The 23,138-nt window shown below is 69.6% G+C and carries 17 protein-coding genes; all 17 read right to left on the bottom strand.

All coding sequences use genetic code 11. The features are described 5' to 3' along the window. Window positions 1-5 precede the first annotated feature (5 nt). Window positions 6-2,282, bottom strand: a complete 2,277-nt coding sequence (locus tag RI578_RS40725) for a hypothetical protein (protein WP_310876056.1) — start codon at window positions 2,280-2,282, stop codon at window positions 6-8. Beyond that, the gene (locus RI578_RS40720; protein ID WP_310876055.1) at window positions 2,282-4,909 is read right to left on the bottom strand and encodes a hypothetical protein; all 2,628 of its coding nucleotides are present in this window, start codon (window positions 4,907-4,909) and stop codon (window positions 2,282-2,284) included. Before RI578_RS40720 ends, RI578_RS40725 begins: the two co-directional genes overlap by 1 nt. After that, window positions 4,909-5,310: a hypothetical protein gene (locus RI578_RS40715; RefSeq protein WP_310876054.1), complete on the bottom strand. Its 402-nt coding sequence runs from the start codon at window positions 5,308-5,310 to the stop codon at window positions 4,909-4,911. The genes RI578_RS40720 and RI578_RS40715 overlap by 1 nt, the downstream gene beginning before the upstream one ends. Before the next feature lie 80 nt (window positions 5,311-5,390). Further along, on the bottom strand, window positions 5,391-6,506 hold the full coding sequence (locus RI578_RS40710; protein ID WP_310876053.1) for a DUF4417 domain-containing protein: 1,116 nt from the start codon (window positions 6,504-6,506) through the stop codon (window positions 5,391-5,393). Then, entirely contained in the window at window positions 6,503-7,846 is a 1,344-nt protein-coding gene (locus RI578_RS40705; protein WP_310876052.1) for a ParB N-terminal domain-containing protein, read from the bottom strand. Before RI578_RS40705 ends, RI578_RS40710 begins: the two co-directional genes overlap by 4 nt. A 36-nt stretch (window positions 7,847-7,882) precedes the next feature. Further along, window positions 7,883-8,896: a replication-relaxation family protein gene (locus RI578_RS40700; RefSeq protein WP_310876051.1), complete on the bottom strand. Its 1,014-nt coding sequence runs from the start codon at window positions 8,894-8,896 to the stop codon at window positions 7,883-7,885. Then, complete coding sequence (locus tag RI578_RS40695) at window positions 8,893-11,364, bottom strand: ATP/GTP-binding protein (protein WP_310876050.1); 2,472 nt, start codon at window positions 11,362-11,364, stop codon at window positions 8,893-8,895. Before RI578_RS40695 ends, RI578_RS40700 begins: the two co-directional genes overlap by 4 nt. Window positions 11,365-11,397: 33 nt before the next feature. After that, window positions 11,398-11,883 (bottom strand): hypothetical protein, encoded by a 486-nt coding sequence (locus RI578_RS40690; RefSeq protein WP_310876049.1) that lies wholly within the window; start codon window positions 11,881-11,883, stop codon window positions 11,398-11,400. A gap of 223 nt (window positions 11,884-12,106) precedes the next feature. After that, a complete protein-coding gene (locus tag RI578_RS40685) occupies window positions 12,107-13,564 on the bottom strand; it encodes a peptidoglycan DD-metalloendopeptidase family protein (RefSeq protein ID WP_310876048.1) in 1,458 nt (485 codons plus the stop codon). Continuing rightward, a complete protein-coding gene (locus RI578_RS40680) occupies window positions 13,557-14,228 on the bottom strand; it encodes a hypothetical protein (protein ID WP_310876047.1) in 672 nt (223 codons plus the stop codon). Before RI578_RS40680 ends, RI578_RS40685 begins: the two co-directional genes overlap by 8 nt. A 75-nt stretch (window positions 14,229-14,303) precedes the next feature. Next, window positions 14,304-16,760 carry a hypothetical protein gene (locus RI578_RS40675; protein WP_310876046.1) on the bottom strand — a complete coding sequence of 819 codons (2,457 nt, stop codon included), beginning with the start codon at window positions 16,758-16,760 and terminating at the stop codon, window positions 14,304-14,306. Continuing rightward, window positions 16,757-19,360, bottom strand: coding sequence for an ATP-binding protein (locus RI578_RS40670; protein ID WP_310876045.1), 2,604 nt, complete (start codon window positions 19,358-19,360; stop codon window positions 16,757-16,759). The genes RI578_RS40675 and RI578_RS40670 overlap by 4 nt, the downstream gene beginning before the upstream one ends. 42 nt (window positions 19,361-19,402) lie before the next feature. After that, window positions 19,403-19,966 carry a hypothetical protein gene (locus RI578_RS40665; RefSeq protein WP_310876044.1) on the bottom strand — a complete coding sequence of 188 codons (564 nt, stop codon included), beginning with the start codon at window positions 19,964-19,966 and terminating at the stop codon, window positions 19,403-19,405. After that, entirely contained in the window at window positions 19,963-20,304 is a 342-nt protein-coding gene (locus tag RI578_RS40660) for a hypothetical protein (protein ID WP_310876043.1), read from the bottom strand. The genes RI578_RS40665 and RI578_RS40660 overlap by 4 nt, the downstream gene beginning before the upstream one ends. 17 nt (window positions 20,305-20,321) lie before the next feature. After that, entirely contained in the window at window positions 20,322-21,446 is a 1,125-nt protein-coding gene (locus RI578_RS40655; RefSeq protein ID WP_310876042.1) for a conjugal transfer protein, read from the bottom strand. Then, window positions 21,443-21,709, bottom strand: a complete 267-nt coding sequence (locus tag RI578_RS40650) for a hypothetical protein (RefSeq protein WP_310876251.1) — start codon at window positions 21,707-21,709, stop codon at window positions 21,443-21,445. Before RI578_RS40650 ends, RI578_RS40655 begins: the two co-directional genes overlap by 4 nt. A gap of 180 nt (window positions 21,710-21,889) precedes the next feature. Beyond that, the gene (locus RI578_RS40645) at window positions 21,890-22,843 is read right to left on the bottom strand and encodes a hypothetical protein (protein ID WP_310876041.1); all 954 of its coding nucleotides are present in this window, start codon (window positions 22,841-22,843) and stop codon (window positions 21,890-21,892) included. Window positions 22,844-23,138 lie beyond the last annotated feature (295 nt).

The raw sequence follows: 23,138 nt of genomic DNA, 5'->3' as shown, positions 1-23,138 counted from the left end.
CAGATCTAGTAGTCGGCTTCCGTGCACAGGACATCCTCGACGGGTTTCCCGCCGAGCTGGGTGATGCCCCGCGAGGTGAGGGAAGCGAGGATGCTGTTGCGCTCCGCGGCGGTGTGGCACACGATTCGGCTGGGGGCCTCGGCCCCGAGTAGGTCGATCCCGTTGCGGAACATGATTTCGTTGCTGCTGCCGGAGAACTTGGCGATCTTCATCGGGTCCCGCGTGATCGCCCCGGCGTTGTAGTTGTGGTGCGCGGGGTTGATGGCGCCGTAGTGGTCGCCGTTGTAGGCGTAGTAGTCGCTGCGCTGCATGAGCACGCTTGGGTCGTCCCAGATCAGCCGGCCTCCACCCGGGGAGCTGGGCGTCTTCTTGACCCGCAGGAACACCGAGTTGGCACCACCGGTCATCTTGTCGGACTGCTCGCTCATGCCGAGCCCGCCACCGATGCCCATCACTGCACGCTTCTCCGTAGAGGCCAGGACCCCCGTTCCGAGGAGACTGGCGAGATCGCCGCCGTTGAGGTTGTGGGTCAGCGACCGGCCCTTGAACGCGCCCTGGACCTCCGCCTTCTTTCCGGTCACGTCGAAGCGGGACCAGGTCAGCCACTTGCCGCCGGTCGACGGCGTCGGCTCGTAGCCCGGGCTGGCCGCGAGTTCGGCGCCGCTGGCGAATCCGGAGGCCTTTGCGACGGCGTCTCGGACGACCTCGACCTTCATCGGCAGCACCTTGTGGGATGCCTCCAGGTGGATCCTTTTCATCGCCGTCTGCAGGGCGTCGCTGTCGAGACCCATGAGGGACTCCATGCGCTGGTGAACGATCTCCTGGACCTGAAGATCCTGGAGACCCTGGGCCGTCTCCATGGCGCCCTTCATGCCGGCCGAGCCCTCCAACCCCTGGGCCCGGATGTTGTTCGCCAGGTACGTCCACTCCCCCTCTGCCGCGGTCATCGGCTTGTTCATCAGGTGCAGCTGCTCCAGCCGCTCCACGAGGTCCTTACCGTGGCCGGCGCCCGCAGGGGCGTGGACCTCGAGCTGTCCCCGCAGCGAGAACTCCGTGTTCGCCGGGTCGTTGTCCTTGTACGGGCGGTAGACGGCCTTCCAGCCGTCGCCCATGTCGATCTCGTACTCCGTGCCGTTGGCGGAAGAGCGGGTGACACCGTCCCACGACGTCTGCCCGGTCGCCGGGTCGAGGTTTGCCTTGATCCGGCTCGCCTTGCGGACTGTCGCGGCGAGCGTGCCGGGCTCCGGATCCCCGTCGGGCACCGGTATCTGCTTGGTGACCATCTTGGTTGAGGTCACTTCGTAGGCGTCCATCCACGGCATGGGCGCCCCACCGTTGTCGATCTTGTCTTTCACGACGTTCAGCTGGTGCAGGTAGTGCAGGGCCATGGCCTTCTCGTCGTCGCTGATCGACGGGTTGTGAAGGACGTCGGCGACTGCGTCGTAGGCTGCCTGGTGCTTGGCGATCGATGCTTCCGACATCTCGGAGCCGGTCTTCAGCTTGTGCTGCACTGAGCTGATGGCGGTCTTGGTCAGCTCGGCCAGCTTCTTCTGCTTGTCGAGGTCAAGTCGCTCCTTGACCTCCTCCTCGACCTGGATCTCCTCCATGTGCGTGCCGGGGATGCTGAGCGCATCGAGCAGCTTCTCCTCGGCCTCCTCGGATATGTGCGTGAGCAGCACCTCCCGTGGACCGTCCGAGGAGTCGTAGGCGACCAGGGTTGCTTCGGAGTTGATGAAGTCGTCGCCGCCCACCAGGATCGGCGTACCAGTGGGCTCGCCCACCGGAGGCGCCGCCGGAACCGGCGTCAGCGGCGGGTCCGTCTCCTCCTCCTCCTCTTCCTCCTGGACCTCCTCGATGTCCTCGGCCTGGAGCAGCACGGCTTCCTCCGCAGACGGCTCCTCACCGCCGCTTTGCAGCTCTCCCTCGGCTGCGACGCCCTCGGCCTCGGCAGACGCCTCTGCGGTTTCCTCCTCCGGCGGTGCGGCGGACACGGCCGGCTCGGGTTCCGGTTCGGGTTCGGTGCCCACGAGCGTGTCCAGCTCCGCCAGCGGGTCGTCGCCGGCCGGAAGTTCCGCAGGGGGAGCCGACTCGACAAGCGGCTCGGGCAGTTCCGGCACCTCGAACGCGGGGTCCCCCGCAGGTCCCACGGCCGCGCCCGCAAGGTCTGCCGCCTCGGCCGCTGCCGGCGCGCCGGTGATGTCCAACGGGGCAGCGGGGGCCTCGGCGAGCGCGGTGGGACTGACCGCGTAACTCTGGTGGCTCGACTTGGATCCGGTTCCCATCAGTTACCACCGCCGTGCTTGAGGGAGGCGCCGGAGGGCAGACCCAGCTGCTTGACGAAGAAGTCGGAGAAGTTCTGGCGCAAGTTGTTCTTCCTCTCTACGGCGTGGTCCAGGAACGCGGTCGCGATCTGGTCGTTGCTGACCTGGGACTGCGGGATCTTCAGTGCCTTCGCTGCCCGGCTGCGCATCTGCGGCACCCACGCCACGCCACTCTTGGCGCCCTCGTGCGCGGTGGAGTGCAGGATGGAGCGCAGCTGTGCGTCCGGCATGGACTCGAACTTCTTGATCACCGGGTGCGCGGCGGCAGGGTTGATCTTGACCCCGCTGGCGAGACCACTGCCCAGGGCTGCCTGGTAGAGCTTCTGGTGGACGGGAGTGAACCCGCCCCCGCCGCTGGGGGCGTAGTCGACCGACAGCTTGTCCGCGCCGAAGTGCTTGAAGGCCTGGCCGCGGTCGATCTGCACGAGGCCGCCGGAGGGCGTGCTCAGCCAGTTGTCCTGGTGACCGTCGTGTTCGCCGACGAGCCACGACCCCACGTGCGACCGGACGATCGCGTCGACCTGGGACTGTGTCCACTGACTCGGGCTGGAAGTGAACGGCTTGGCGTCCTTGAGCAGCGGCTGGATAGAGCCGACCGTTCCGTCGGCCTTCTTGTGGTGGTACACCGGCACAGCCGGCACGCCACCCAGCGACAGGACGTGGGACGCGGCGGCTTCGGTGTGCCCCAGGGCACCGCCGTGGTTGTGGTCGGCCTTGAACATCCACTGCGAGCCGTCGGGCGCAGCGTGGATGGTCTTGGCGTACGTTCCGCCGAGGTTCGACGCTGTGGTGCCGGGGCCGAAGGCCCAGCTGGCGACCTCTTTGGCGTCCACGCGGGCCGGCATGTCCTGGTGGGTCGCCTTGGCGTGCTGGACTGCTGCCATCATGGCCTGGACGTTGGCGTTGAAGGAGCCCGGCTTCGGCGCCTTCAGCGGCTTCGCCGCAGCAGTGGCCGGCTTCGCTCCGGAGCCGGTGGCATTCGCAGGCAGCTTGCTCGCCAGGGCCTGGACCGCCTCGTCCGAGGCCAAGCCGCCGTCGGGCTTCATCGAAGGCGCTGCCGCGGCCGCAGCCTTGGCGGCCTTGGCCGCCTCCTTCTTGGCGACGTCCGCAGTGACCTTGTCCTTGATCGCCTGCTGGTCGTACTTCTCGTTGAAGCTCGCGGCAATGTAGTTCTGGACCTGGGCACGCGTGGCCTTGGCGTTGTTGTCCATCCCCAGCTCGGCCGCGACGCCGCGCAGGTCGGAGAGCTTCTGCTTCGCGGCCCACGCCTTGAAGTCGTTCGTCAGATCGCTGGGGTGGAGGTACTTCCCTGGCCCGAGGGCCGGATGCTCGGCGTACGGGGTGTCGCTGGCACCCCCTTGCTGGGTGTAGGCGTACCAGCCCTTCACGGCCATCTGCATGTCTTGGACGTCGCCGGCGTTCTTCGCCCAGGCGGCGATCGTCTGCGGTGCGCCCGGGTCGCCGGCCGACGGGAGGTTCAGGGGCTGCCCGCCCTCGGGCGCCACCGCAATGTGCGCGGCGTACCCGGCGTCGAGGTTCGACAGCTGCTCCTGTCGCTTGGCCGCCACGGCCTTCAGCGACTCCACTTCACTCTCGGGTGTGTTCGGCCGCATGAGTGTCACGAGCTGCTGGCCACTGAGGTGCGTCGCCTCGGTCTCGCTCAGCTGGCCAGTAGCGAGAGCCTCCTGCACCGAGGGCTGGACCACCTTCGGGTGCATGTACTTATGGGTGAGGACCTCGTCAACCGCCAACTTGGCCTCGGCCTTGGCCTTGGCCAGGTCCTCGCCGAGCTCAGGACAGTCGGCCGAGGCCAATTTCTGCTCGGCCGCGAGCATCGTTTGGAGGGCCTCGGCCTGTTTCCCCTGCCACTGGGGCCCGTAGGTCTTCGACGCGTCGGTCCAGGCGTCGATCGACGCGGTTACTGCCTGGGCGGAGGCCGTGACCTCGTCCGGCGTGGCCTTCCATGCGCCGCCACTGAGGGGCGGGTCGGTGCCCTCGATCTCGTGCAGGTCGGCCAGCGTCATTCCACCGACCGTCTTGCCAGCGAGCAGCTCGTTGTACCGGTTGAGCGCGGCGGCCTGGATCTTCGCCTTGGACGGGATGTCGCCCGGGTATGCAGGGTCGAGCCAGTGGATGAGGGGGTGCTGGCCCTTGCCGGACAGGCCCACAAGAGCGGGGTGCTCGAAGCCCTTGGCCTCGGCGATCTCGCGCAAGTCATCCTCGTCGAGCGAGTTCAGGTAGGCCAGGGTCTGCGCCTTCAGCGCCTTGGTGTGGGCTTCGATCTCCTCGTCGGAAGCGCCCGCCTCCTTCAGTTTCTCGATGGCGTCTTGAGCCTGTTCAACCTGGCCGACGAAGAGGTCGTACCGCTCGACGGGGTCCGTCGGGACCTCGTCCTCGGGATCGAGGGCGAACGGCGGGTCGGCGAGCTCCCCCATGAGGTCCATCGCGACTATGAGGTCGGCCTTGGCCTGGACCTCTTCATCGGACATCGCCTGTGCAGGCGCCTCGGCCACCACATCGTCGGTCTCAGATGCCGTGGTGGGTCCCACCGCGTAGGAAGCGTGCGAGGACTTGCTGCCGGTGCCCATCAGACATCACCGCGCGGCGGGAGCGCAGGGAAGACCTCGGCGAGCAGTCCGTCCAGAACGAGGTCGGCTGCGTGCGTGAGGTCGAGCGCGCCCTCCGGAACGTCCGCCGGTTCGAGCGAGCACGTGCCCCCGGATTGCGCGATCCAGCGCTCGATGTCCTGGCTGGTGGTGGTCTCGCCGAGGCGCTCGCGCCAGGGGGCGGCCGACTCGTAGACGAGGGGGACCCAGCGCACGACCCGTTCGGCTGGCTGGCGGCTCTCGTCGAGGCCGAGCACGGCGACGGGGTCGACGGGGAGGCCGAGCGCGGGGTGCCAGACGAGCAGGATCCACAGTCGCCAGGCCGGAGCGGCCGTCGACGGCTCCGCCGTCTGGGTTTCAGTGGTGTCAGGTTCGGTCGTCACGGAGGCTCCTCCCAAAGGTGCTTTCACCTGCTACAGGTGTGGGAGGAGCCGCCGGTGTGACAGTGCGCGCGAAGAATTTTTCAGCGGCCGGGCAGGAGCGAGGCCATGTACTGGACCGTAGCGGCGAAGGCGTCCTCGCTCCGGGCGTGGACGTCCTCGCGACCGTTGGCCGTCATGATCGCGCCATGCAGGGCGTACTGGTGCGGGTTCTGCGAGATCAGGGTCAGCCGGGGGCCGAAGATCTGCGCCATCTCGGCAATGCGGTTGGCCCGGGACAGACCGGTGAGGAAGACCGGCATGTCCTCGGGGAGGTTCTCGGCCAGGAAGTGCAGACCGGGCCGCTCCCAGCTGTCCCAGTCGGCGTTGTCGCGGACCGTCTGCACGTTGATGGCGATGGCGGCTGGCTGGGTGTCCTCGATCCAGGAGACGTAGCGCTGGAGGTCCTCGAGCCGGAACCAATAGCAGTTCGGCACGACGTTCACGCCGGCCTCGGCGAACTCCTGCGCGAGGAGGAGCGATCGACGCATGTTGAGCAGGTGTTCCGTGCGCGGCCAGTCCCCGTAGATGCTGTAGTTGCACGAGAGGACCAGGTCCCACTCCTGCTCGGCGATCCGCTCGATGAGCCTGTCGGTGCCGCGGCGGGTCCAGAAGGCCTCGACGAGCGGGTCCTCGCCGTAGCCGACCAGCACGGCCTTCTGGTGGTCTTTGAGGGCGAGGGCCTGGCGGGCGGTCTGCTCGGTGAACCGCTTGTAGAGCGTGTGGGTGTCGGGCGAGAACACGCGCCGCAGACCGACGCCGTAGGCCGGCCAGTTCAGGCTGGCGTCGAGCTTGGTGACCGCGGAGCCGTCGGTCATGGGGATGAAGGACGGCAGGCCGGCGGGCAGCGTGCTGTCGACGCTGATGTCGTCGAAGGTCAGGGTGCCGCCGACGTCCGCCATCCACCCGGCTATGTCGGTCCGGCTCCCGCACCGGATCGGGCACTTGCGGGTCACGCACGCGTTCGCCGGTGCGTCGGCCTCGGCTGCTGAGCACCCGCAGAACCGGCAGTCCGAGTTCTGGCCGGTGCACAAGGGCTCGACGGTGGCCGGACCGCCCCGGCCGTCGGGTCCGGCGTAGAAGGCGCAGCTGTTGCAGTCGCAGCCGCGGCCCGGGAGGGGAACGCCGACGGTCGGGATGGGCAAGGAGACACTGGTCATGCTGCTTCGCTTCCTTCGGTGATTGCGTCGTCGTCCGTCGCGCCGTCGGCGGACGCGTCGTTGAGATGGGCGTGGAGCTCGCGCAGGGCGAGGCGCAGGGAGCCGCGGTCGTACCGCGCGATCTCCTTGCCGGCCCGGACCTCGGCCAGCAGCCCGCGGATGCCGTCCAGCGCGGTGCGGATCGTGTTGGGCTCCACAGCCGGACGGCTCGGGGCGGCGTCGGCCGGCATCGCTTCTGGGGCGGCTTCCGGTGCCGGCGCCGCAGGCTGCAACGGCCTGTCCGGCTCCGCGGTCGCTGCCGCTTCGTCCACGCCGAGGGGCGAAGCAGCAGCGTCGTCGCCTTCTTCGGTTTCCTCCTGGCCCTCCATCCGGGTGGGGACCCGGGTGAGCTTCGCCCGGCGGTCGGCGTTCGCCGCGTCCTGCCGCTCCTCGGCTTCGGTGATGATCTCTTCTGGCCCGAGCTCGGGCTCCTCCAGGCCGACGTTCACGGCGGTCGGCAGCAGGTGGAGCCGCTTGGTGGACTTCAGCGCCGCCCAGATGCCCTCGGCGGCCTGGGCCCGGCCGTTGCGAAGCTCGGCGAACCGGATCCGGGTGTTCAGGCGGACTGCGGCCTCGTCCATCTCCTCGGTGAGGTCGCGAGGCAGCGCGCGGAAGGCCCGCACGAGCTCGCCGGCCTTGCGCTCGTTGAGCTGCAGACCGAGACGGTCCAGCACCTCGCTCCAGGGGGCGGCACAGGAACTGTCGGTGCCGCGGATCTTCTCCAGGGCAAGGAACCGCTCGGCCGGGTCAGGAATCGCGTAGACCTCCTGCGGCACGGGCTTGCCGGCCTTCAGGAGCTTGCCGACGAGGATGGCGCATCGCTGGTACAGCAATGCGGCAGCCTGCTCGCCCGGGCGGAGGGGCTCGCGGGCGAAGTTTTCGACGAAGCGCCACATGTGGCGCTCCTCCTCGGACAGCGGGCCCGGGCAGACCACGGCCGGCAGCGCCTGGAAGTGCGGGTTGTCCGGCCGGTTGACGGCGCCCCAGCGCATCGCGCGCAGGCGGCGCTCCCCGGTGACCAGGCGGATCGTCGGCGCCTTGCCGTCGACGACGATCTCCTCGGCCAGGACCGGCTCCAGGAGGCCGATGACGGACATGGAGGAGATGAGGTCGGCGAGCTCGGACGGAGGCAGTGAGTCGGAGGGGTTGCGGGCGTGGGGCTCGGTGAAGGGCGCACCCTGCCCGCGTAGCGGCAGCATCTCGAATCGCCGCTGCCGCAGCTTGACGCTGCGGTGCAGGATCTCGGTGAGCCGGATCATGCTCCCGCCGTCCGGCGGAGCCGCGAGCGAGGTACTGGTCATGGCGCTGCTTCCTTCAGGGCCGCGGGGCGCGGCCGGTCACTTCGTGGCCAGGTAGAGGTCGGTGGGGGCAGGGCGGGCAGACGGCGTGCCGCGCAGCAGCGGAGTGAAGATCGGGGCGAAGGGCCCGTGCTCCTGGAGTTGCTGCAGGGTGGTGACGCCGATGCTGATGTCACCCTTGAGCCGGCCGAGGCGGACATCCGCGCTGGCGCGCGTGTAGAGGTCTTCGGTGCGCGCGGCCAGGCGCTGCGGGCGCCGGTCGGGCTCCCCGGCCTTCGGCGGTGCCGCATCAAGGATCACCAGCACTCGGGGGAAGACCGGGTAGTTGTACATCCACGCCGGCCGGGTCGCGTTCACGGTCCGGCGCCTGCGGTCCGCGCTCTGCGGAACGTATTCGTACAGCCGGCCGTACGCCTGCAACTTTGCGGCGAGCCGCGCGGAGGTCATCGTGGCGCGGTCGAACTCGATGAAGAAGCTGAGCATCGTGCGTCGGCCACCACGCTCCACGTGCACGTAGTTGAGGACGGCGTCGCTGATGACGTGGTCGTCCTCGAAGCGGCGCTGCCCGTCACGGATCCGGTTGGCGACCTCTGGGGTCCAGTCCAGCGGACCGCACTCGTGACCGAGCCGGCGCGCCCACTCGACGAAGGCAACACCGACCTCGTTCACGCCGAGCGTGTGCGCCTGCCGGGCACCGGCGACCGACTCGGGCGAGACCCGGTACGGCCGGGAGGGCAACTCTCCGGCCTCCTCCACCGACGCGGCACCGGCGTCGGTGAGGAACCACAGGAAGGGCTGGCTCCGCACACGCCCGCGGCCGCCGGGTCCCTGGGCCCGGATCCGGCCGACCAGCCCGGCCTGGTGCAGCTCGCCGAGCTGCCAGCGCAGGTACACGGGACGGGCCGGCCGCTTCTCGGGCAGCGTCAGCAGCACGTGCAGTTGCTGGGTGGAGAGCACCCGGTGCTGATACAGCAGCCCCAGGACCTCAGTGCCGATCGCGTGGAAGCTGCGCGTGGGTGCTGGTGCGGCAGCTTCGACAGGGGGGACAGTCATCCGAGCCTCGACTGGTTGGGGTTGATCGGGTGGACGTTGTCGGGGGCTTCACCGGCCGGGGCCGGGTCCGTGCCGCTGATGACGGGGCCTTCGCTGTCGTGGACCCGCGGCTTGGCCGCCCCGCCGCCGGACGCTGGGCCGTTGGCCGGTCCGTTCGGGCCCTGGGGGGCGCGCGGTGCGGTCTCGCGGAAGTCGGGCTCGTCCGGCGGCAGGTCGACGTCGGGGTCGTCGTCCGGCGGGACGTCGAGCGTGACGATGAACCGGCGCAGCCGCCAGTCCAGGCGGCGCAGGTCGGCGAGGATTTCACGGACCGAGCGCCGCTGCAGGTTCTCGTCGATGGCTCGCGCCAGCCGCTCCTCGTTCTGCGGCCGGTAGTAGTCGCCGTACAGGTCCTCCACCGAGGCGCCCCGGACACGGAAAGGATCGGTCGTGCCGCCTTCGAGCGTCACGGACATCACGTAGTTGTACCGGTTGAGCTGAACGATGGTGTCGGAGGCGACCTTCTTGCCCCAGCGACGGGTCACCAAAGCGGCCTCGTCGACGTCGGAGGCGGTCGTCGACAGGATGGACAGGTTCTGAAGCAGGCCCTGCCTCGTGGTGGGGCTCAACCGCTGCGCCATCTGCGTCATGGCAAGCAGCTTCACGTTGTACTTGCGCAACTGCTCGGTGATCTGAGCCAGGGTGCCCTTGGCCGCGCCGTCCACGCTCGTCAACTCGTCGATGAAGGCGTAGAAGTCGCGCCGCTGGTCAGGCGCGGTGTCGCGTCGCGAGAGGCCGGCGCGGAAGAGGTCGTAGACCAGCAGGGAGCTGATGATGCGGTCGACGTCACCGGTGCCCGCAGGGCAGACGAAAACGATCTTCCCTGTGTCCATGGCGTGCCGGATGTCGTACGTCGAGCGGCTCGATCCCAGGAACGCCTTGACGGCGTTGGAAGAGGACAGCCGTTCGATGATGCCGATGACGATCGGAATGGCTTCCTTGGAGTACCCCGGGAAGGTCTGCTCCCAGAAGTCCCGCACGTCCTTTGGCAGGTACGGCAGAACAGTCATGCGCCATACGTCGTCGGTGAGGATCGTGCGGATCTGGAAGACAGTGGGGGCCAGGTCCGGCCGTCCGGCCCGGCAAACCTGCCACGACAGGTACACCAGGGATTCCACTGCCCGGGTCAAGATGGTCTTGGCGCGGGCTGAGGCATCGTTCCAGCCCACTGCGGCAGAGAAGCCGGTGACGATGTACTGGACGATGTCGGGGATCTCGGCCTCGCGCCGGCGCTCCATGGACAGCGGGTTCCAGGAACCGACCATCTTGTCGAGCTCGGGGCTCGTGAGGTCGATCTCCCAGATTCGGTCGGCCAGTTCCTTGTGCGCAAGGTACGGCCGGGCACGGGTCCACCCGTCACCGTGGGGGTCGAGGAAGAGCACGCCGAACCCGCCGTGGGCGATCGCGATCGCCTGCACGAGCGACATCTCGGTCTTGCCGAAGCCGGATTTGCCGAGGAAGAGGGCGAAGAGCAGGTACTTCAGCGGGACGCCGGCGAGACGCTCCCCGCCGCCGGACTTGGTCACCCACCCCAGGGGCAGCAGACCGCGCTGGCCCGTCCACGTCGGGAGCGCTGCGGGGGGCGGCGGGACGACCCCGCCCGAGCGGGTGATGTTCGGGGCCATGTTGTGCTTGGTGGGCGGCTTGAGCAGCCCGGCGATCTCCTGCGCGGTCACCCAGGAGTGCCGGCGCGGCACGAAGAGCCCGGTCTCGAAGCGGCGGTCGAACTTGCCTCGATAGATCCAGTGGTCCGCACGGACGCGGGTGACACCGAGGTGGAGACCGACGGGGCGGAGGTGGTTGTCGCCGGACCACGGCTCCAGAGCGGCGAGGACCTGGTCCAGCAGCATCCGGGCCCGGTACTCGTCGCGTGCGCAGGTGCGGACGAGTAGCTGCATGGAGAAGACGGGTTCGGCACCGGGGACCAGCTTGCCCATGGCGGCCTTCATGTCCGTGACGCGGTGGGCACGCTGCTGGTGGTGCGGGCGCTGGCGGGCGCCACCGCCCTGGTTGCCCTTCATCTCGGTGGCGATTTCGGACATCACCTGTCCGAGGTCGAAGCCGAACCGGTTGGTGCGCTGCTGCGGCATGCCGGGTATGGCGGGCCCGTCGGAGGGGTTACGGCGGGCATGGGCCAGCAGGCGCCGACGGCGGCTGCTGACACGGTTCGGAGTGACGGGAACGAGGTCCAGGACAACGTCAGCGCTCTCGCCGAGGTCCTCGCGGACGTCGGCTACCGCGTTGGCCAGTGCCTCGAGCGGATCCGGGGTGAGCGGCACTTCGCGTAGGGCGAGGTGGTCGGGGAGGGCAAGGGCGAGCTCGGCGCGGGCGTAGTGCATCTCCCGGGTAGCCGACTTGCCGCGGTCGTCCGCTTCCGGTTTGGCAAGATCGACGGGCGGAGCGTCGGTCGTGTCTGGTGCGATGGTCATGATCTACCTGTCTGTGGTGTGGGTCGCGGGGCGTCAGGAGCCGAGCCGGATCTGCGGCCGTTCGCGCGCAGCACGGCCGTCTGCCTCCACGGGCCGCATCTCGACCTGGGCGTAGCCCTGGTGGCGCAGCACCGACATCGCCCGGTCCGGGCCCTCGACCCTCATGGACAGCGATCCGTTGGAGCACGTGAAGCGGACACGCAGAGCACTGGTGCGGGTCGAGGAGACGAGCCAGCGCGACACGCTCTTGTGCGCGCGGGCCATCTGGTGTCCGAAGCGGATGACCTCCTCCGGATTCGGGTCGAAGCCCGTGGTCGGCAGCACCTCCAGAGCCGTTCGCTCGGACATCGGGCCGCGGGAAAGGGCCCAGCGGACTGCGGCAGCGGCACCACCGACAGCAAGGGCCAGCAGCGCGACCCACCAGGCGTTGGCCATCACCGTGTCCGTCAGCCGCTCGGCATGGCCGGGAAGGTCCCCAAGGAAGCCGATCGCGCCGTTGACGAGATCGGTCGTGTTCATCGCTCACCGCCTGAGGACGAGGCGAGCGGCGGTGCCGCGGCGGCCGGAGCGGGCACGGGGGAAGTCGGGAGCACAGCGGCACCTCCAGAGAGCAAACGGGCCTTTCACCTGCTACAGGTGTCGAGATCCGGCTCGGTGTGACACTCCGCTGAGAATTTCTTCGCGAGGTTGCGCCGGCCGGCGGCACGACCCCTCGCAAGGGCACATGACGCCGGCCGGCGGGTCAGATCTTGACGCCGTGACCACGGAGGTAGGCCACCGGATCGATGTCCGATCCGTATTCGGGCCCGGTGCGTATCTCGAAGTGGAGGTGCGCACCGCTGACGTTGCCCGTGGCGCCGGAGTAGCCGATCCGGTCGCCGCCCTTCACTTTCTGGCCGTCGACCACGGCCAGCGAGGACTGGTGCGCGTACTGCGAGTACATGCCGTCCCCGTGCTTGATCACCACCTGATAGCCGTACGCGCTGTTCCAGCCGGCTGTGACCACGGTTCCCGGGCCCACCGCACGGATCGCGGTCCCGGTGGGCACCGGGAAGTCGATACCGGTGTGGTAGCCGCTCGACCACATCGACCCTGAGACCCGGTAGCCGGTGCCGATGTGCTTGTCGGCGACCGGGGCGACCCAACCGCCCGAGCTGCCGCCGGTGGCGGGTTCGGTGTAGTCCGGACGCTTCATGATCAGAATCCGGTCCTTCCAGTACGACAGGGGCTTGATCCTGACCTTGGCGCCGGTGTGCGGCGCGTCGATCACCTTTCCGCCGCCGATGAACATGGCGACGTGCTCCGGGCTGGAGGCGCTGCCGTCGGAGAAGATGAGGTCGCCGGGGCGCAGGTCGTTCACCGACTTCACCTTGCTGCCGATCTTCACCTGGTCGTAGGTGCTGCGGGGGAGGTTCTCGCCCACCTTGCTCCAGGCGTACTTGACCAGGCTGGAGCAGTCGCACCGGTTGGCGCCGGTGAAGTTCGGCTTGCAACTGCCGCCGAACAGGTAGGAAGTGTTGAGGGCCTCTCTGGCACCGGCGACGACCTTGTCGAGACCGCCGGAGACCTTGCCGTCCATCGGCGCCGACCACCGTTCGGCCCGGTCGCGGATCTCGCGGACGTACCTTCTGGTCTCCTCGTAAGGCGGGATCCCGCCGTACTTCTTCACCTTGTACCCGCCGGCGTTGTAGGCGGCGAGCATGTTGTCGACGACATCGCCGGGCACACTGCGGATCTCATCGGCGAGCTTGCAGTCGTAAGACACCATCGACGGGACTGCATCCTCAGGGTCCAGCGGATCCGCGCCGCCCTTCTTGTTGGCGTCGATGCCTTCTGTTGCCCAGGTGGAAGGGATGAACTGGGCGATGCCCAGTGCGCCGGCTCCGCCGTCGGGTGGGTTCTTGCGGAAGGTGGACTCCTGGTAGAGCTGGGCGGCGATCAGGGACGGTGTGACTTCGGCGCAGCCGTAGTCCCGTACCGCGTCCAGGATGATCGGGCGCAGCCAGTCGGGAATGTCCTTGGTGTCCGACAGGCCGCCGCCGAACCCGGCGTTCTCCAGTGCGTCGCTGGTGTTGTCCTCACCGATCGCCGACGTCAGTGCCAGCACCGCGGCCATGATCAGACCGAGACCGAGCAGGCACGAGAGGAAGGCCGCTATCAGCACTCGGCGCAGGGTTTTGGGCTCGCCCTGTTCAGACATTGGGCAACCCGACGACGCGCCAGCTCCCGTCGGCGGTACGGCGGAGCTTGAGGGCCACGTGCTCTTCCGACGCGACGGCAGGGCCGCTGGCTGGCGTCTCCGTCAGCTTGTAGAGCACACGGGCGAAGCCGGAGTCCTCGGTGGGGGCGGGCGCCCCGTCCGGCAGTGAGACCCGCAGAACCGTCACGGTGACCTGGACCTGGCGGTCCTTCCAGTCCTGCCACTGCCGCCCGCCGGCGCTGCCGCTGGTGTGGCTGCGCAGGTCATCGGCGAGATCACCGTCGGCAAGGGCGGCGGCACGTCGGGACGCGTCGCCGTACGTGCTGTCGTGACCGGGGCGGGCGTCGTGGCTTGCCCACGCGGTCGTGAAGGCCCGGGCTGCCTCCTGCATGGGAGCGGGCAGCTGACTCGGCGCCGAGGTGGCGGGAGACTCGGTCGGCTCGGCGACGGGCGATGCTGTCGCCGGGTCTGCACTGCCGGAGCTGCTCCCGGTGGTTGCCGAGGGCATGGCTGTGCGCGGAGCGGAGTGCGGGGCCGCGGAACGATCGGCATCACCGAGTCCGAGGAAGAGGGCGACACCGATAGCTGCCAGGACCGCCGCAGCGGCGAACAGCGCGATCGTTCCGCGCTGGGCGCGGACAAGCGCGACATCGGTTTTGGGCATGGGGGTCCCCTGTGAGGTGGTTCTGGTGCGGTGATCTGGGCGGCCGGGGCCTGGTGGACCCCGGCCGCAGTCCGGTTACGGCCGGGGCCTGGGCGGGCCGGGCGGCCGGGTGGCGCGCCGGATGGCTCGGGGCGAAGCCGGCGGCTTGGCCGGCGTCGACTTCTTCGCAGCCGGCGGTGTCGGCGGCGCAGGGGTGGGCGGGGTCGGCATCTTCGGCACCGCGGTTGGCCCGGCGGCCGGGGGCTTCATCGAACTTGGTGTCTTCGCGCCGGCTGACTTGGACGCGGGCTTGCCAGGCGTCTTGGCTCCGGCCGCCGACGGCGCGCCTCCGGGGGTCTTCGGCGCGATGGCGCCGGCCCGGGGGCCGGGAGGATTCGTAGTGCTGCCATTCGACTGGATCTGTGCCAAGCCGAGGTTGACCTGCGCCTTCGTCCCTTGCTGCGCGACGAACCTGCCGGCCGTGGCGACGTTGCGCTTGTACTCGGCGCCGAAGTCCTTGGCCTCCTGGACCTTCTTGTCGACGGTGCGTTCCTTGACGGCCTTGAGCTGGTCGCGCACCTGCCCCGCACGGGCGGTGGCCGCAGCTGTGCCCCGCTTGGTAGCGGCAACGCCGCGCGGGACGCCCACGGGCGCGCCGACGGTGGCCATGAAGGCGAACTTCGTCGCCTTCGCCCCGTACTTGGCGGTGGCGGCGGCCGCCTTGCCGGTGGCCATGGTGGCCCTACCGCCCCGGGTCTGGGACATCTTGTTCGCCGCGGCCGTGGCAAGCCGCTTCTTCAGGGTCTGCTTGGCCGCCTGCTGCGCCGCCACCTTCGCGGCCGTGCTCGCGCCGCCGGTGCCGACGGCCGCGGCGGCGTTGGTGGCGAGCCGGGCCGCGGTCCGCAGCCGGCTGGCCTTGCGATTGGCCTGCGGCGAACCGACCCAGGTGTTCTTGGCGGCCTTCAGGCCCTGGCCGACGGGCCTGCTCACGCGCCGGGCCTCGCCGCGGGCCTCGCCCCACATCTGCTTCAGGCCGGGGGCGGTCTCGGCGTAACGGCCGGGGCTGCTGAACACGGACCGGCGGCCGGCACCACCGACGCGGGCGTTGGCGAGCTTGCGATTGAGGTTGACCGCGATGCTCTGGGCGGTCTGCTTGATGCGCTTGTGACCGGCCAGACCGGCGACGGCGGTGACGTCGATGACGATGAATTTCACGGCGAGGACGTCGCCGGTGTCCGCGTCGATCAGGGCCAAGATGATCAGGATGAAGATCGCCAGGAAGAGGATGGCGATGATGATGCCCAGGACGGCCTTGGTGATCGCGGAGCACCATCGCCACAGGGTGGCGCGGCCACCGCCGGGCAGGATGCCGGCCGTGAGGGCCCAGTGGCCGCGGATCGCCTCGAAGGCCAGCCAGCCCTGCGCGGTAAGGAACGTGCCGGTAACCAGAATCATGAGGACGGCCACGATGACGGCGGCGATCGCGACAAACAGAGCGGAGAAGGCGAGGTCGGCCGAGGCCCGCTTGGCCTTGGGCTTCACGTCCCCGCATGCGGCCTCGAACTTCTCCGAGTTCTCGGTGAGCTGCCCGATGAAGTTCGTGTCGTAGACCGAGTCCATCATCGCGGCTTCCCAGTAGTTCACCCCGAGCTGGTCGAGGTTGAACTCGGCGAGCTTGAACTCGCGGAACGCCTTGTCGCACGCTCCGTCGAAGGTCTGCCCGTACACCATGAGCTGGTTGGGCTTGACGATGAACGCTTCGACGAGGGCGTCGGTGATCGGCTTGGCCACGTTGTTGGGGTCTGCGCTGCCTTGGGCGCTCGCGGGGTCGTCGGCCAGCACGATGGAGGCGACCTCCAGGGTGAAGTCCTTCGACTTCCCCAGCAGACCTTCCTCCGAGAGCAGCATGGTGGAGCCCTGCGGCTGCGCCTGGTCGTGCTGGCCGAGCAGCACCTGGGCCGGAGAGACCAGCACGGTGGTGGTCAGCGCCGCGACCACCAAGGAGACCCCGATCTCGGCGAAGCCGCGCGAGCGCTCCTTGAACAGGATCAGCCAGCCGCAGTAGAAGCCGGCGAACGTCAGGAACAGGCCGGGGAGCCCCAGCCTGTCGATGACCTGACTCTTAATGGTGCTGGAGATGTCCTCGACGGGGCCGACCATGACCTTGGCCAGCCCGAAGTTCAGCGCCCACTTGATCAGCCAGCAGGTGAAGCCGATGACCCACTTCGAGACGCCGAAGAGCAGCTGGGCGACGATGTTCCAGATCTTGAGGTCGATGTCCTTCCAGCCGCCCGTGTCCGTCTTGACGGTGTAGGAGCTGATCGGGACGCCGTCCTTGTCGGTGACGTTGAACGGCTGGAGGAGGCCGTCGCTGCCGTCCTTGGGCTTCTGGTTCAAGTTCTTGCCGGCCGGGCCGGCGGCCGGCGCGGACGTGCTGGGCGACGGCGACGGGTCCGCCGTCGCCGCAGGGGCCAGCACCACGGTGAACACGGCCAGCAGAACGGCGATCAGACCAAGGCGCCGCTTGATGCCCCTTCCCTGTATGCGACTCATGCCAGGGCTCCGTCCGCCTTGGCGAACTCCACGGCCTCGTCGTCCTCTTCGGTGGCCTGCCCGGGTGTGGTCGTGATCGCGGCGGCCGCGTTCTCGTCCGCAGGGATCAGCACCTTGATGCCCGCGATGCGCTTGCGGAGGTCGCGATACAGGCCTTCACCGGCCCGCAGGGCGCGCTCGGTCTCGCTGACGTTGAGCGGAGAGAGGTTCTCGGTGATGACCTTGAGCATCTCGTCGTCGGTCGGGTCGAGGTCGAGGAACTCCAGGCACCGCGCGGCCAGGGCCTTGCCGCGGTGGCGGAAGACGAAAATGTGGCTGAGCAGCGCCCGGATCTTGTCGCCGATCTCGGACTTGGGGCCGATGTCGTAGGGGTCGTGGCTGCCGGCGAAGGCACCGGCGTTGTGCTTGCGGCCGTCGGCGATGAGCTCAAGCATGAGGTTGGAGCCCTCGGCGGAGGAGGTGAGCCACCAGCACTCGTCGAGAAAGACGCCGGCGAACTCGTTCGGGTCGGCGAACGCGATCTCGCGGCAGAGAGCCGTCATCAGGTACATCAGCCGCCAGCCGAACCGCTTCTCGACCTCCAGGCTCGGGAGGCGGTGCTCGGAGAGCTCCTCCTTGGTGGGCAGGCCCAGGCGGTCGACGGCGAAGACGATGCTGTCGGAGTCGGTGATCCGCACGACCGGAAGCGTCGGGTCGAAGATGGTGCGGCCGAGGTCCTTCTTCGCCAGCGAGCGCAGCTTCCGGACGAGTTCGGAGGCGGCGGCGCGTACCGCGTTGTCGTTCGGCTCCTCCGGGTCGGGCGTGCGGGCCCGACCGGCGAGCGTGTTCATCAGCGCGGTCATGCTCGGCTTGGGCCCGAGCCGGGTGGCCTCGATCGCCTCGGCGAGGGTGATGCCCTCGATGCTCATCGAGCCGATGTCCAGGAGCGGGGTGAGGAAGGACTCGGTGTAGCGGGCGGCGCGCGGGCCGCGGAAGACGCGCAGGGGGTCCAGGCTGACGCCGGCGTTCTCGTCGACGTTGATGATCTGCGTCGTGCCGGGGCACGCGAGCGCGAACCGCGACCATTCCTGCTGCGGGGTGCGGTCGATGACCAGGGCGCGGCCGCGGGAGTTGCGCCGGCCGGTGCGGTGCCCGGTGGTCAGGATGCTGTACATCGCGCACTTCATCGCGACGGACTTTCCGGAGCCGAGCTCGCCGACGAACGCGGCGGACGCGGAGGCGTTGACGCGGGGGCCGTGGGAGAAGTCCACCAGTACGGGGCGGACGCCGCCGCCGTTGAGCTGGAGGCCGAAGAGGCTGCCGGAGTCGTCGCCCAGGCCGGCGCCGCAGAACGGCATCGACATGGCGAAGTCCCTGGCCAGCAGGTACTGGGTGTAGTCGAGCATCGGCCCCGGGGTCTTGGTGCCGGGCAGCATTCCGTGGAAGAGCGCGACCTGGTCGCCGGTGGGCCTCACGAGCGTGTAGTCGTTGCCGCCAAAGTGGTTGGCCAGCGACGTCGCCTTCTCGTCCGCCTCCTCGGGGGTCGTGCCCCACACGCAGGTGGCGACGGTGGCGCGGATCTCTACCTCGGTGCTGGAGGCGGTGAGCCGGTCGCGGTACTCGTCCAAGGCGAAGGAGGCCTTGTCGAGCGAGGCCGGCACGCCGGAGGTCTCGCCGTCGTATTCGCCGCGCTGGTGTGCGAGCTCGCGCTGCTGGCGCCGGCTCTTGGGCTCCGCCTTCGAGCCGGCCTCGACGTTCAGCCGGACGGCCCAGTCCACGGGGAAGTTGAATTCGTCCAGCGCCGCCAGGTACTCGCTGCCGGGGAACCGGAAGGCTTCCGGCATCTCAGAGAGAACGCAGAACGCCTGGTAGGAGTCTCCGTGTTCACTGGTGGCGCGCAGGTAGCGGCGCTTGAAGGGGTTGGTGGGGCCCTTGGAGGCGCGGGTGCCGCGGCCGCCCTCGTCCAGGATCACCTGGGTGTGGGCGGTCACCGTGTGGCCGCGGCCGCGCAGGGCGCGCGGGGCGCCGTCCTCGGGCAGGAGCGGCTCGGCGAGGCCGCGGCGGGCGCTGTGCCCGTAGATCCACAGGATTTCCGCCTCGGTGGCGGGGCGCATCTTGATGCCGGAGGGCCAGCCGGCGGCCAGGCGGTTGGCCTGCTCCAGGCGCTGGCGTTCCTCGGCGAGGGAGATCGGGGCGACCGGCAGGCCGAGGGCGCCCATGACCTCGACCTGGAGGGAGGAGAAGACGGCCTTGGTGCTCTGCTTGAAGTCGAGGTGGGGCAGGGGGACGGCGAGGAAGTCGACGCGGCCGGTGAGTTCGAGGTCCTGGAGCTGGTCGAGGACCTTGAGGGCCAGGTCGACGTACTCGGGGGAGGCGTCGAGGTCGACGCCGGCGGTCATGCGGGTGACGACCGACGCGGCGTCGACGCTCGGGCACAGGCTGAGCAGGAGGGCCTCGCCCCGCAGGGACTTGAAGAGGGACTCCAGGGCGTCGAGCCGCTCGCGCTTCGTGGACTTGCTGGCGTGGGTGTAGTTCTCGGTGTCGACGCGCCACACCGCCCACACGGTGGCGGCGGTGGTCCAGATCAGGTGGCCGCTGATGTGCCGGACGGGGAGACGCATGGGGTTCTTCCTTCTGTGCGGGTGGTGGGACGAGGCGGTGGGTCAGTGCTCGTCGAGGGAGGCGAGGAGGGCTTGCAGCCCGGTCTTCGGCTCTGTCCGGCCCGCCGTGGCTGCAGCTGGTACCGAGACCGGGCGGGCACCTCGCCTGGCCGCGGGAGCGGGCTGCGGGACGGGTTTCGTGGCGGCCGCCGGGGCGGGCCGCTCGGCGGACCGGACGCGCACCGTGCAGGTGGCGGTGGCCAGTCGCGGTCGAGCGGCCCGCTGCGGCTTGCCGGCCAGGCGCCCCTGGGCCGGAGTGGAGGAGTAGATGAGCAGGCTGCGCACGGCGCGGGCCGGGTCCCGGCCGTCGAGCCGCGCGTACCGCAGCACCCAGGCCAGACCCCACGGGATCAGTGCCATGAGGATGAAGTTCATGGCGCCGAAGTGGGCCCACAGGTCCCTGGTCATGACGAGGAGCCCGAAGCTGATCACCATCGTCATGACCTGGGTGATCGTGTAGGGCCCTCCCGGGAGCCGACCGGCTCCCGGGAGCTTGCCGATGACGAGCGGGTGCCGACGGGCTCGCGTGTACGAGTGCCCGACCAGCTCCTCCTCCGAGGCGCTCACGCGACCCGCCAGCCCTCACCCGCCAGCGCGGGTGCGCCGCCGGTGATGTCGACGACGGAGGCCGAGCCCGCGGTGTCGTTGATCTCCGAGCCGACCTTGGTCTGCAGGACGTTGAGGTTGCTGATGCCCCACAGCACGAGGGCGGCCAGGACAAAGGCCACGAGGGTGCCGACGAAAGAGCGGGTCTTCCACCAGGCCATCAGCACGGCGATGATCGCCATGAGCGCGGCCACGGTGAGAACCAGCGCGCGAACCTGGCCCGTCTTGGTGTTGGCCCAGTCGAGGACGTCGCCGGCAAGGACGACGTGGTCCGGGTTGGCTGCTGCCAGGGTGTGCATGAACGTTTCCTCTTTCTTCAGGAGTTCGACGGCGACGGCGAGGGAGTTGCCGCAGCTGCGTCGGGGCCAGGGGTGGTGGTGTGCGGCGCCGCCGAGGGCGGGCTGCTCGCGCGGATCGCCGGGGCGTCGTCGACGGACGCGACCTCCCAGCGGCCGGCGCGGGACTTGAGGGTGAGCGCGTAGCTCAGCGAGACCGGGCTGCCGGCCTGGTCCGTGGCATCGACCTGGACCAGCTGGTGCAGCACCGTGCCGTCGGCCGGCACCTTCTGCTGGCCCGGGCCGGACGAGTCGTCCTGGACGCCGGTCACCTTCACCGCGGCGTACGGCGCAGGGCTGATCGGCTGGAGCCGCGTACCGGGCGAGGTGTACCGGTCGAGCTCGGTCGTACCGGTCAGGTAGGCGGCCAGAAACCCGCGCGAGGTCTCGACCGACGGGTCCGCACTGCTCGAGCCGCGGTCGGTCTCGTACGCCAGGCCGCCCGGCTTGAGCGCGGTGGGCGCGGCCACCTGCGACGGCAGCGACGTCGCTGCGTAGCCGGCGGTGGCACCCGGCTCGGTGCCGCCGGCACCAGCCGGGCCAGTGGCCTGGATCCCGACGCGGAAGTACTGGACGCCCAGCCGCTTGGACTTGCCCTTGTCGTCGTGGGCGGTGACGTCCGCGGCGACGGTGATGGACCAGTAACCGGGCTGAACCTCGCGGGACGCGATCACGGTGGACTGCGTGGCCGTACGGGTCCCGGGCTTGACCGCGAGCGCGACGGAGCCGGAGTAGTACGGCGCCAGGTCCCGTTCGGTGCCCTGGCCGGCCTGCAGATAGGCGGCGACGAACAGCTCGGCGAAGCCGGCCGGCCCGACCGGTGATGCCGGCGACGCCGCGGCGACCGGCTTGGCCGCGCCCTGGGCGGGAGCGGACGAGGACAGGAACGCGAGTGCGCCGAGGGCCGGGCCGGAGACAACGAGCACCCAGACACCGGCACGGACCAGCCGGGAGAGGCCGGCCATCTGGGCCGTGCTCGTCTTCCACCCGGTCTCATCCGGCTCGTCCGCCGACGTCTCCGGGAGCTCCTCGACCTCGTCGTCCCAGGCTTCCGCCTCGACGAGCTGCTTCTTGGCCGCCTTGCGCGGCCGACGCTGCCGCTTCACGACGCCGTCCGCAGGGCCTGGACGGTCAGGACCGTTGAGATGCGCTCCTTGAGCTGGTCTGGCGTGCGCTGCAGCAGAACGTCCCACGACGCCAGAGATGCCTCCGACTCCCTGTCGAGGAAGGCACGCATCTGCTCATGCAGGTCACGGTCCATCGGCCGGCTCACCAGAGCAGCGGCGATCTTGGTCAGTTCGCGCGAAGCACGGGCCACACGGGCCTCGTCGGCGTCGAGCAGCTGTCGGCCGGTGCCGGCCGGGGACATCGTGGTCACGTCGGTTCTCCCGGAGTCGAAAGGGTGGGCGGGGGCGTTCAGGTGGGGCTGGACCGATCTGGCGGCCCTCTCGCCTGCTACAGGTGTTGAGGAAGCGCGCGGTGTGACAGTCGGGCTGAGGTTTTTTCGAGCAACTTCTGCGGCGCCCGATCCGAGGGGCGTCGGCGGCTCTCAGGCCGCGGCGCGGTACTGCGCGAGGTCCGACTTCGCGCGCAGTGTGCGAACGGCACGGCTGGCGTGCTGCCGCAGCAGGTCTCCCTCGTGGCCCATGGACCGGGTGGTCATGTGCCGCTGGTCGGGGCGCTGCGAGGTGGACAGGTAGTACCGGGCGATGCGCTGCGCCTCGAACTCCTTGAGCGCTCCGACCTCGACGGCCCACAGCAGCAGGTCGAGGACCTCCGTCCGCGTCTCATGACGCGACAGGGCCGGCTCGTTGACGTCGACGAGCTCCATCTGGGCTGCCCGCACCAGCAGGTCGGCGAGCTCGACCGTGCGGTGCGGGGTGTCGGGGTCTTCGCTGGAGACGACGTGCGCGTATCGGGCGTGGCACTCGGCTTCGGCCAGGGGCGCGACGCCGGCGGCGAACTCCTGGACGTCCTCCACGTCGTCGAGGCAGGCGGCCAGAGTGCGGCGGGTCAGCTGCAGGGTGTCGAGCGCGAGGTTGTTGAAGATCCGCCGCGGCCGCCGGTCGAGCGGGTAGGTGCGGACGACCTCGAATGCCGCGCCCAGCACCGTCGCGCACACGTCGTCCCACGGCAGGCCGTAGGACCTCCGCTGCGTCTTCGCCATCAAGACCGCCTTGGGCAGCAGGACTCGCACGGCCACCCGCCATGCGAGGTGGGCGTCGAAGCCGATCCCGCCGGCTCGCTCGACCAGCAGGTGCATCACGCGGTCGTGGCCGTCCAGGTCCCCGCGGCGGTGGTAGGCGGAGATCTTGTCGACCACGTCTTGAGGACCGGCCGCTCCGGCAAGGTCCGGGTGCTCCTCGGCCCACGCCTTGACGCGGTCGGCCGCCCGGAGGTCGCGGCAGAGCGCGACCCAGTCGCGGTTCATCACGGTGAGCGTGTCGTAGCGGGTCGTGGACTCGGAGGAGTCGAGTGCCGGGGTGTGCTGGGTGGTGGCCACGTCCGTGTCCGTCCTTTCGCGCCATCTGGTCTCGATGGCGCTCACACTCCCGACACCCCCCTTGACCGCGGTCTGACCGCTCTCGCGGCGCGACGAGGTCAAGGGGAAACAGGCCTCGGCACCTGGGTGGCCCGGGTGGGCAAGGGGGCCGTGGTCAAGGGGTGGGCGGAGTGGTCAAGGGGGTGATGCCCACCGGGTGGGGTGGAAAGGAGTGGCCCCCACTCGGGTGGGGGCCACTGGCAGTGGAGGGACTTCGGGGCCGATGCCGGCTCATCCACTGGATCGGGTGGAGCCC

It is taken from the genome of Streptomyces sp. BB1-1-1 (assembly GCF_031597775.1).
GTDB lineage: Bacteria > Actinomycetota > Actinomycetes > Streptomycetales > Streptomycetaceae > Streptomyces > Streptomyces thinghirensis.
Note: the sequence above shows the minus strand (reverse complement) of the source record. Positions and strands in the feature narration are given on the sequence as shown.

Bases quoted from the DNA above. Each gene is read 5' to 3' on its own strand.
- RI578_RS40725 (WP_310876056.1), bottom strand. From the start codon at position 2,282: ATGGGAACCGGATCCAAGTCGAGCCACCAGAGTTACGCGGTCAGTCCC.
- RI578_RS40720 (WP_310876055.1), bottom strand. From the start codon at position 4,909: ATGGGCACCGGCAGCAAGTCCTCGCACGCTTCCTACGCGGTGGGACCC.
- RI578_RS40710 (WP_310876053.1), bottom strand. From the start codon at position 6,506: ATGACCAGTGTCTCCTTGCCCATCCCGACCGTCGGCGTTCCCCTCCCG.
- RI578_RS40705 (WP_310876052.1), bottom strand. From the start codon at position 7,846: ATGACCAGTACCTCGCTCGCGGCTCCGCCGGACGGCGGGAGCATGATC.
- RI578_RS40700 (WP_310876051.1), bottom strand. From the start codon at position 8,896: ATGACTGTCCCCCCTGTCGAAGCTGCCGCACCAGCACCCACGCGCAGC.
- RI578_RS40695 (WP_310876050.1), bottom strand. From the start codon at position 11,364: ATGACCATCGCACCAGACACGACCGACGCTCCGCCCGTCGATCTTGCC.
- RI578_RS40690 (WP_310876049.1), bottom strand. From the start codon at position 11,883: ATGAACACGACCGATCTCGTCAACGGCGCGATCGGCTTCCTTGGGGAC.
- RI578_RS40685 (WP_310876048.1), bottom strand. From the start codon at position 13,564: ATGTCTGAACAGGGCGAGCCCAAAACCCTGCGCCGAGTGCTGATAGCG.
- RI578_RS40680 (WP_310876047.1), bottom strand. From the start codon at position 14,228: ATGCCCAAAACCGATGTCGCGCTTGTCCGCGCCCAGCGCGGAACGATC.
- RI578_RS40675 (WP_310876046.1), bottom strand. From the start codon at position 16,760: ATGAGTCGCATACAGGGAAGGGGCATCAAGCGGCGCCTTGGTCTGATC.
- RI578_RS40670 (WP_310876045.1), bottom strand. From the start codon at position 19,360: ATGCGTCTCCCCGTCCGGCACATCAGCGGCCACCTGATCTGGACCACC.
- RI578_RS40660 (WP_310876043.1), bottom strand. From the start codon at position 20,304: ATGCACACCCTGGCAGCAGCCAACCCGGACCACGTCGTCCTTGCCGGC.
- RI578_RS40650 (WP_310876251.1), bottom strand. From the start codon at position 21,709: ATGTCCCCGGCCGGCACCGGCCGACAGCTGCTCGACGCCGACGAGGCC.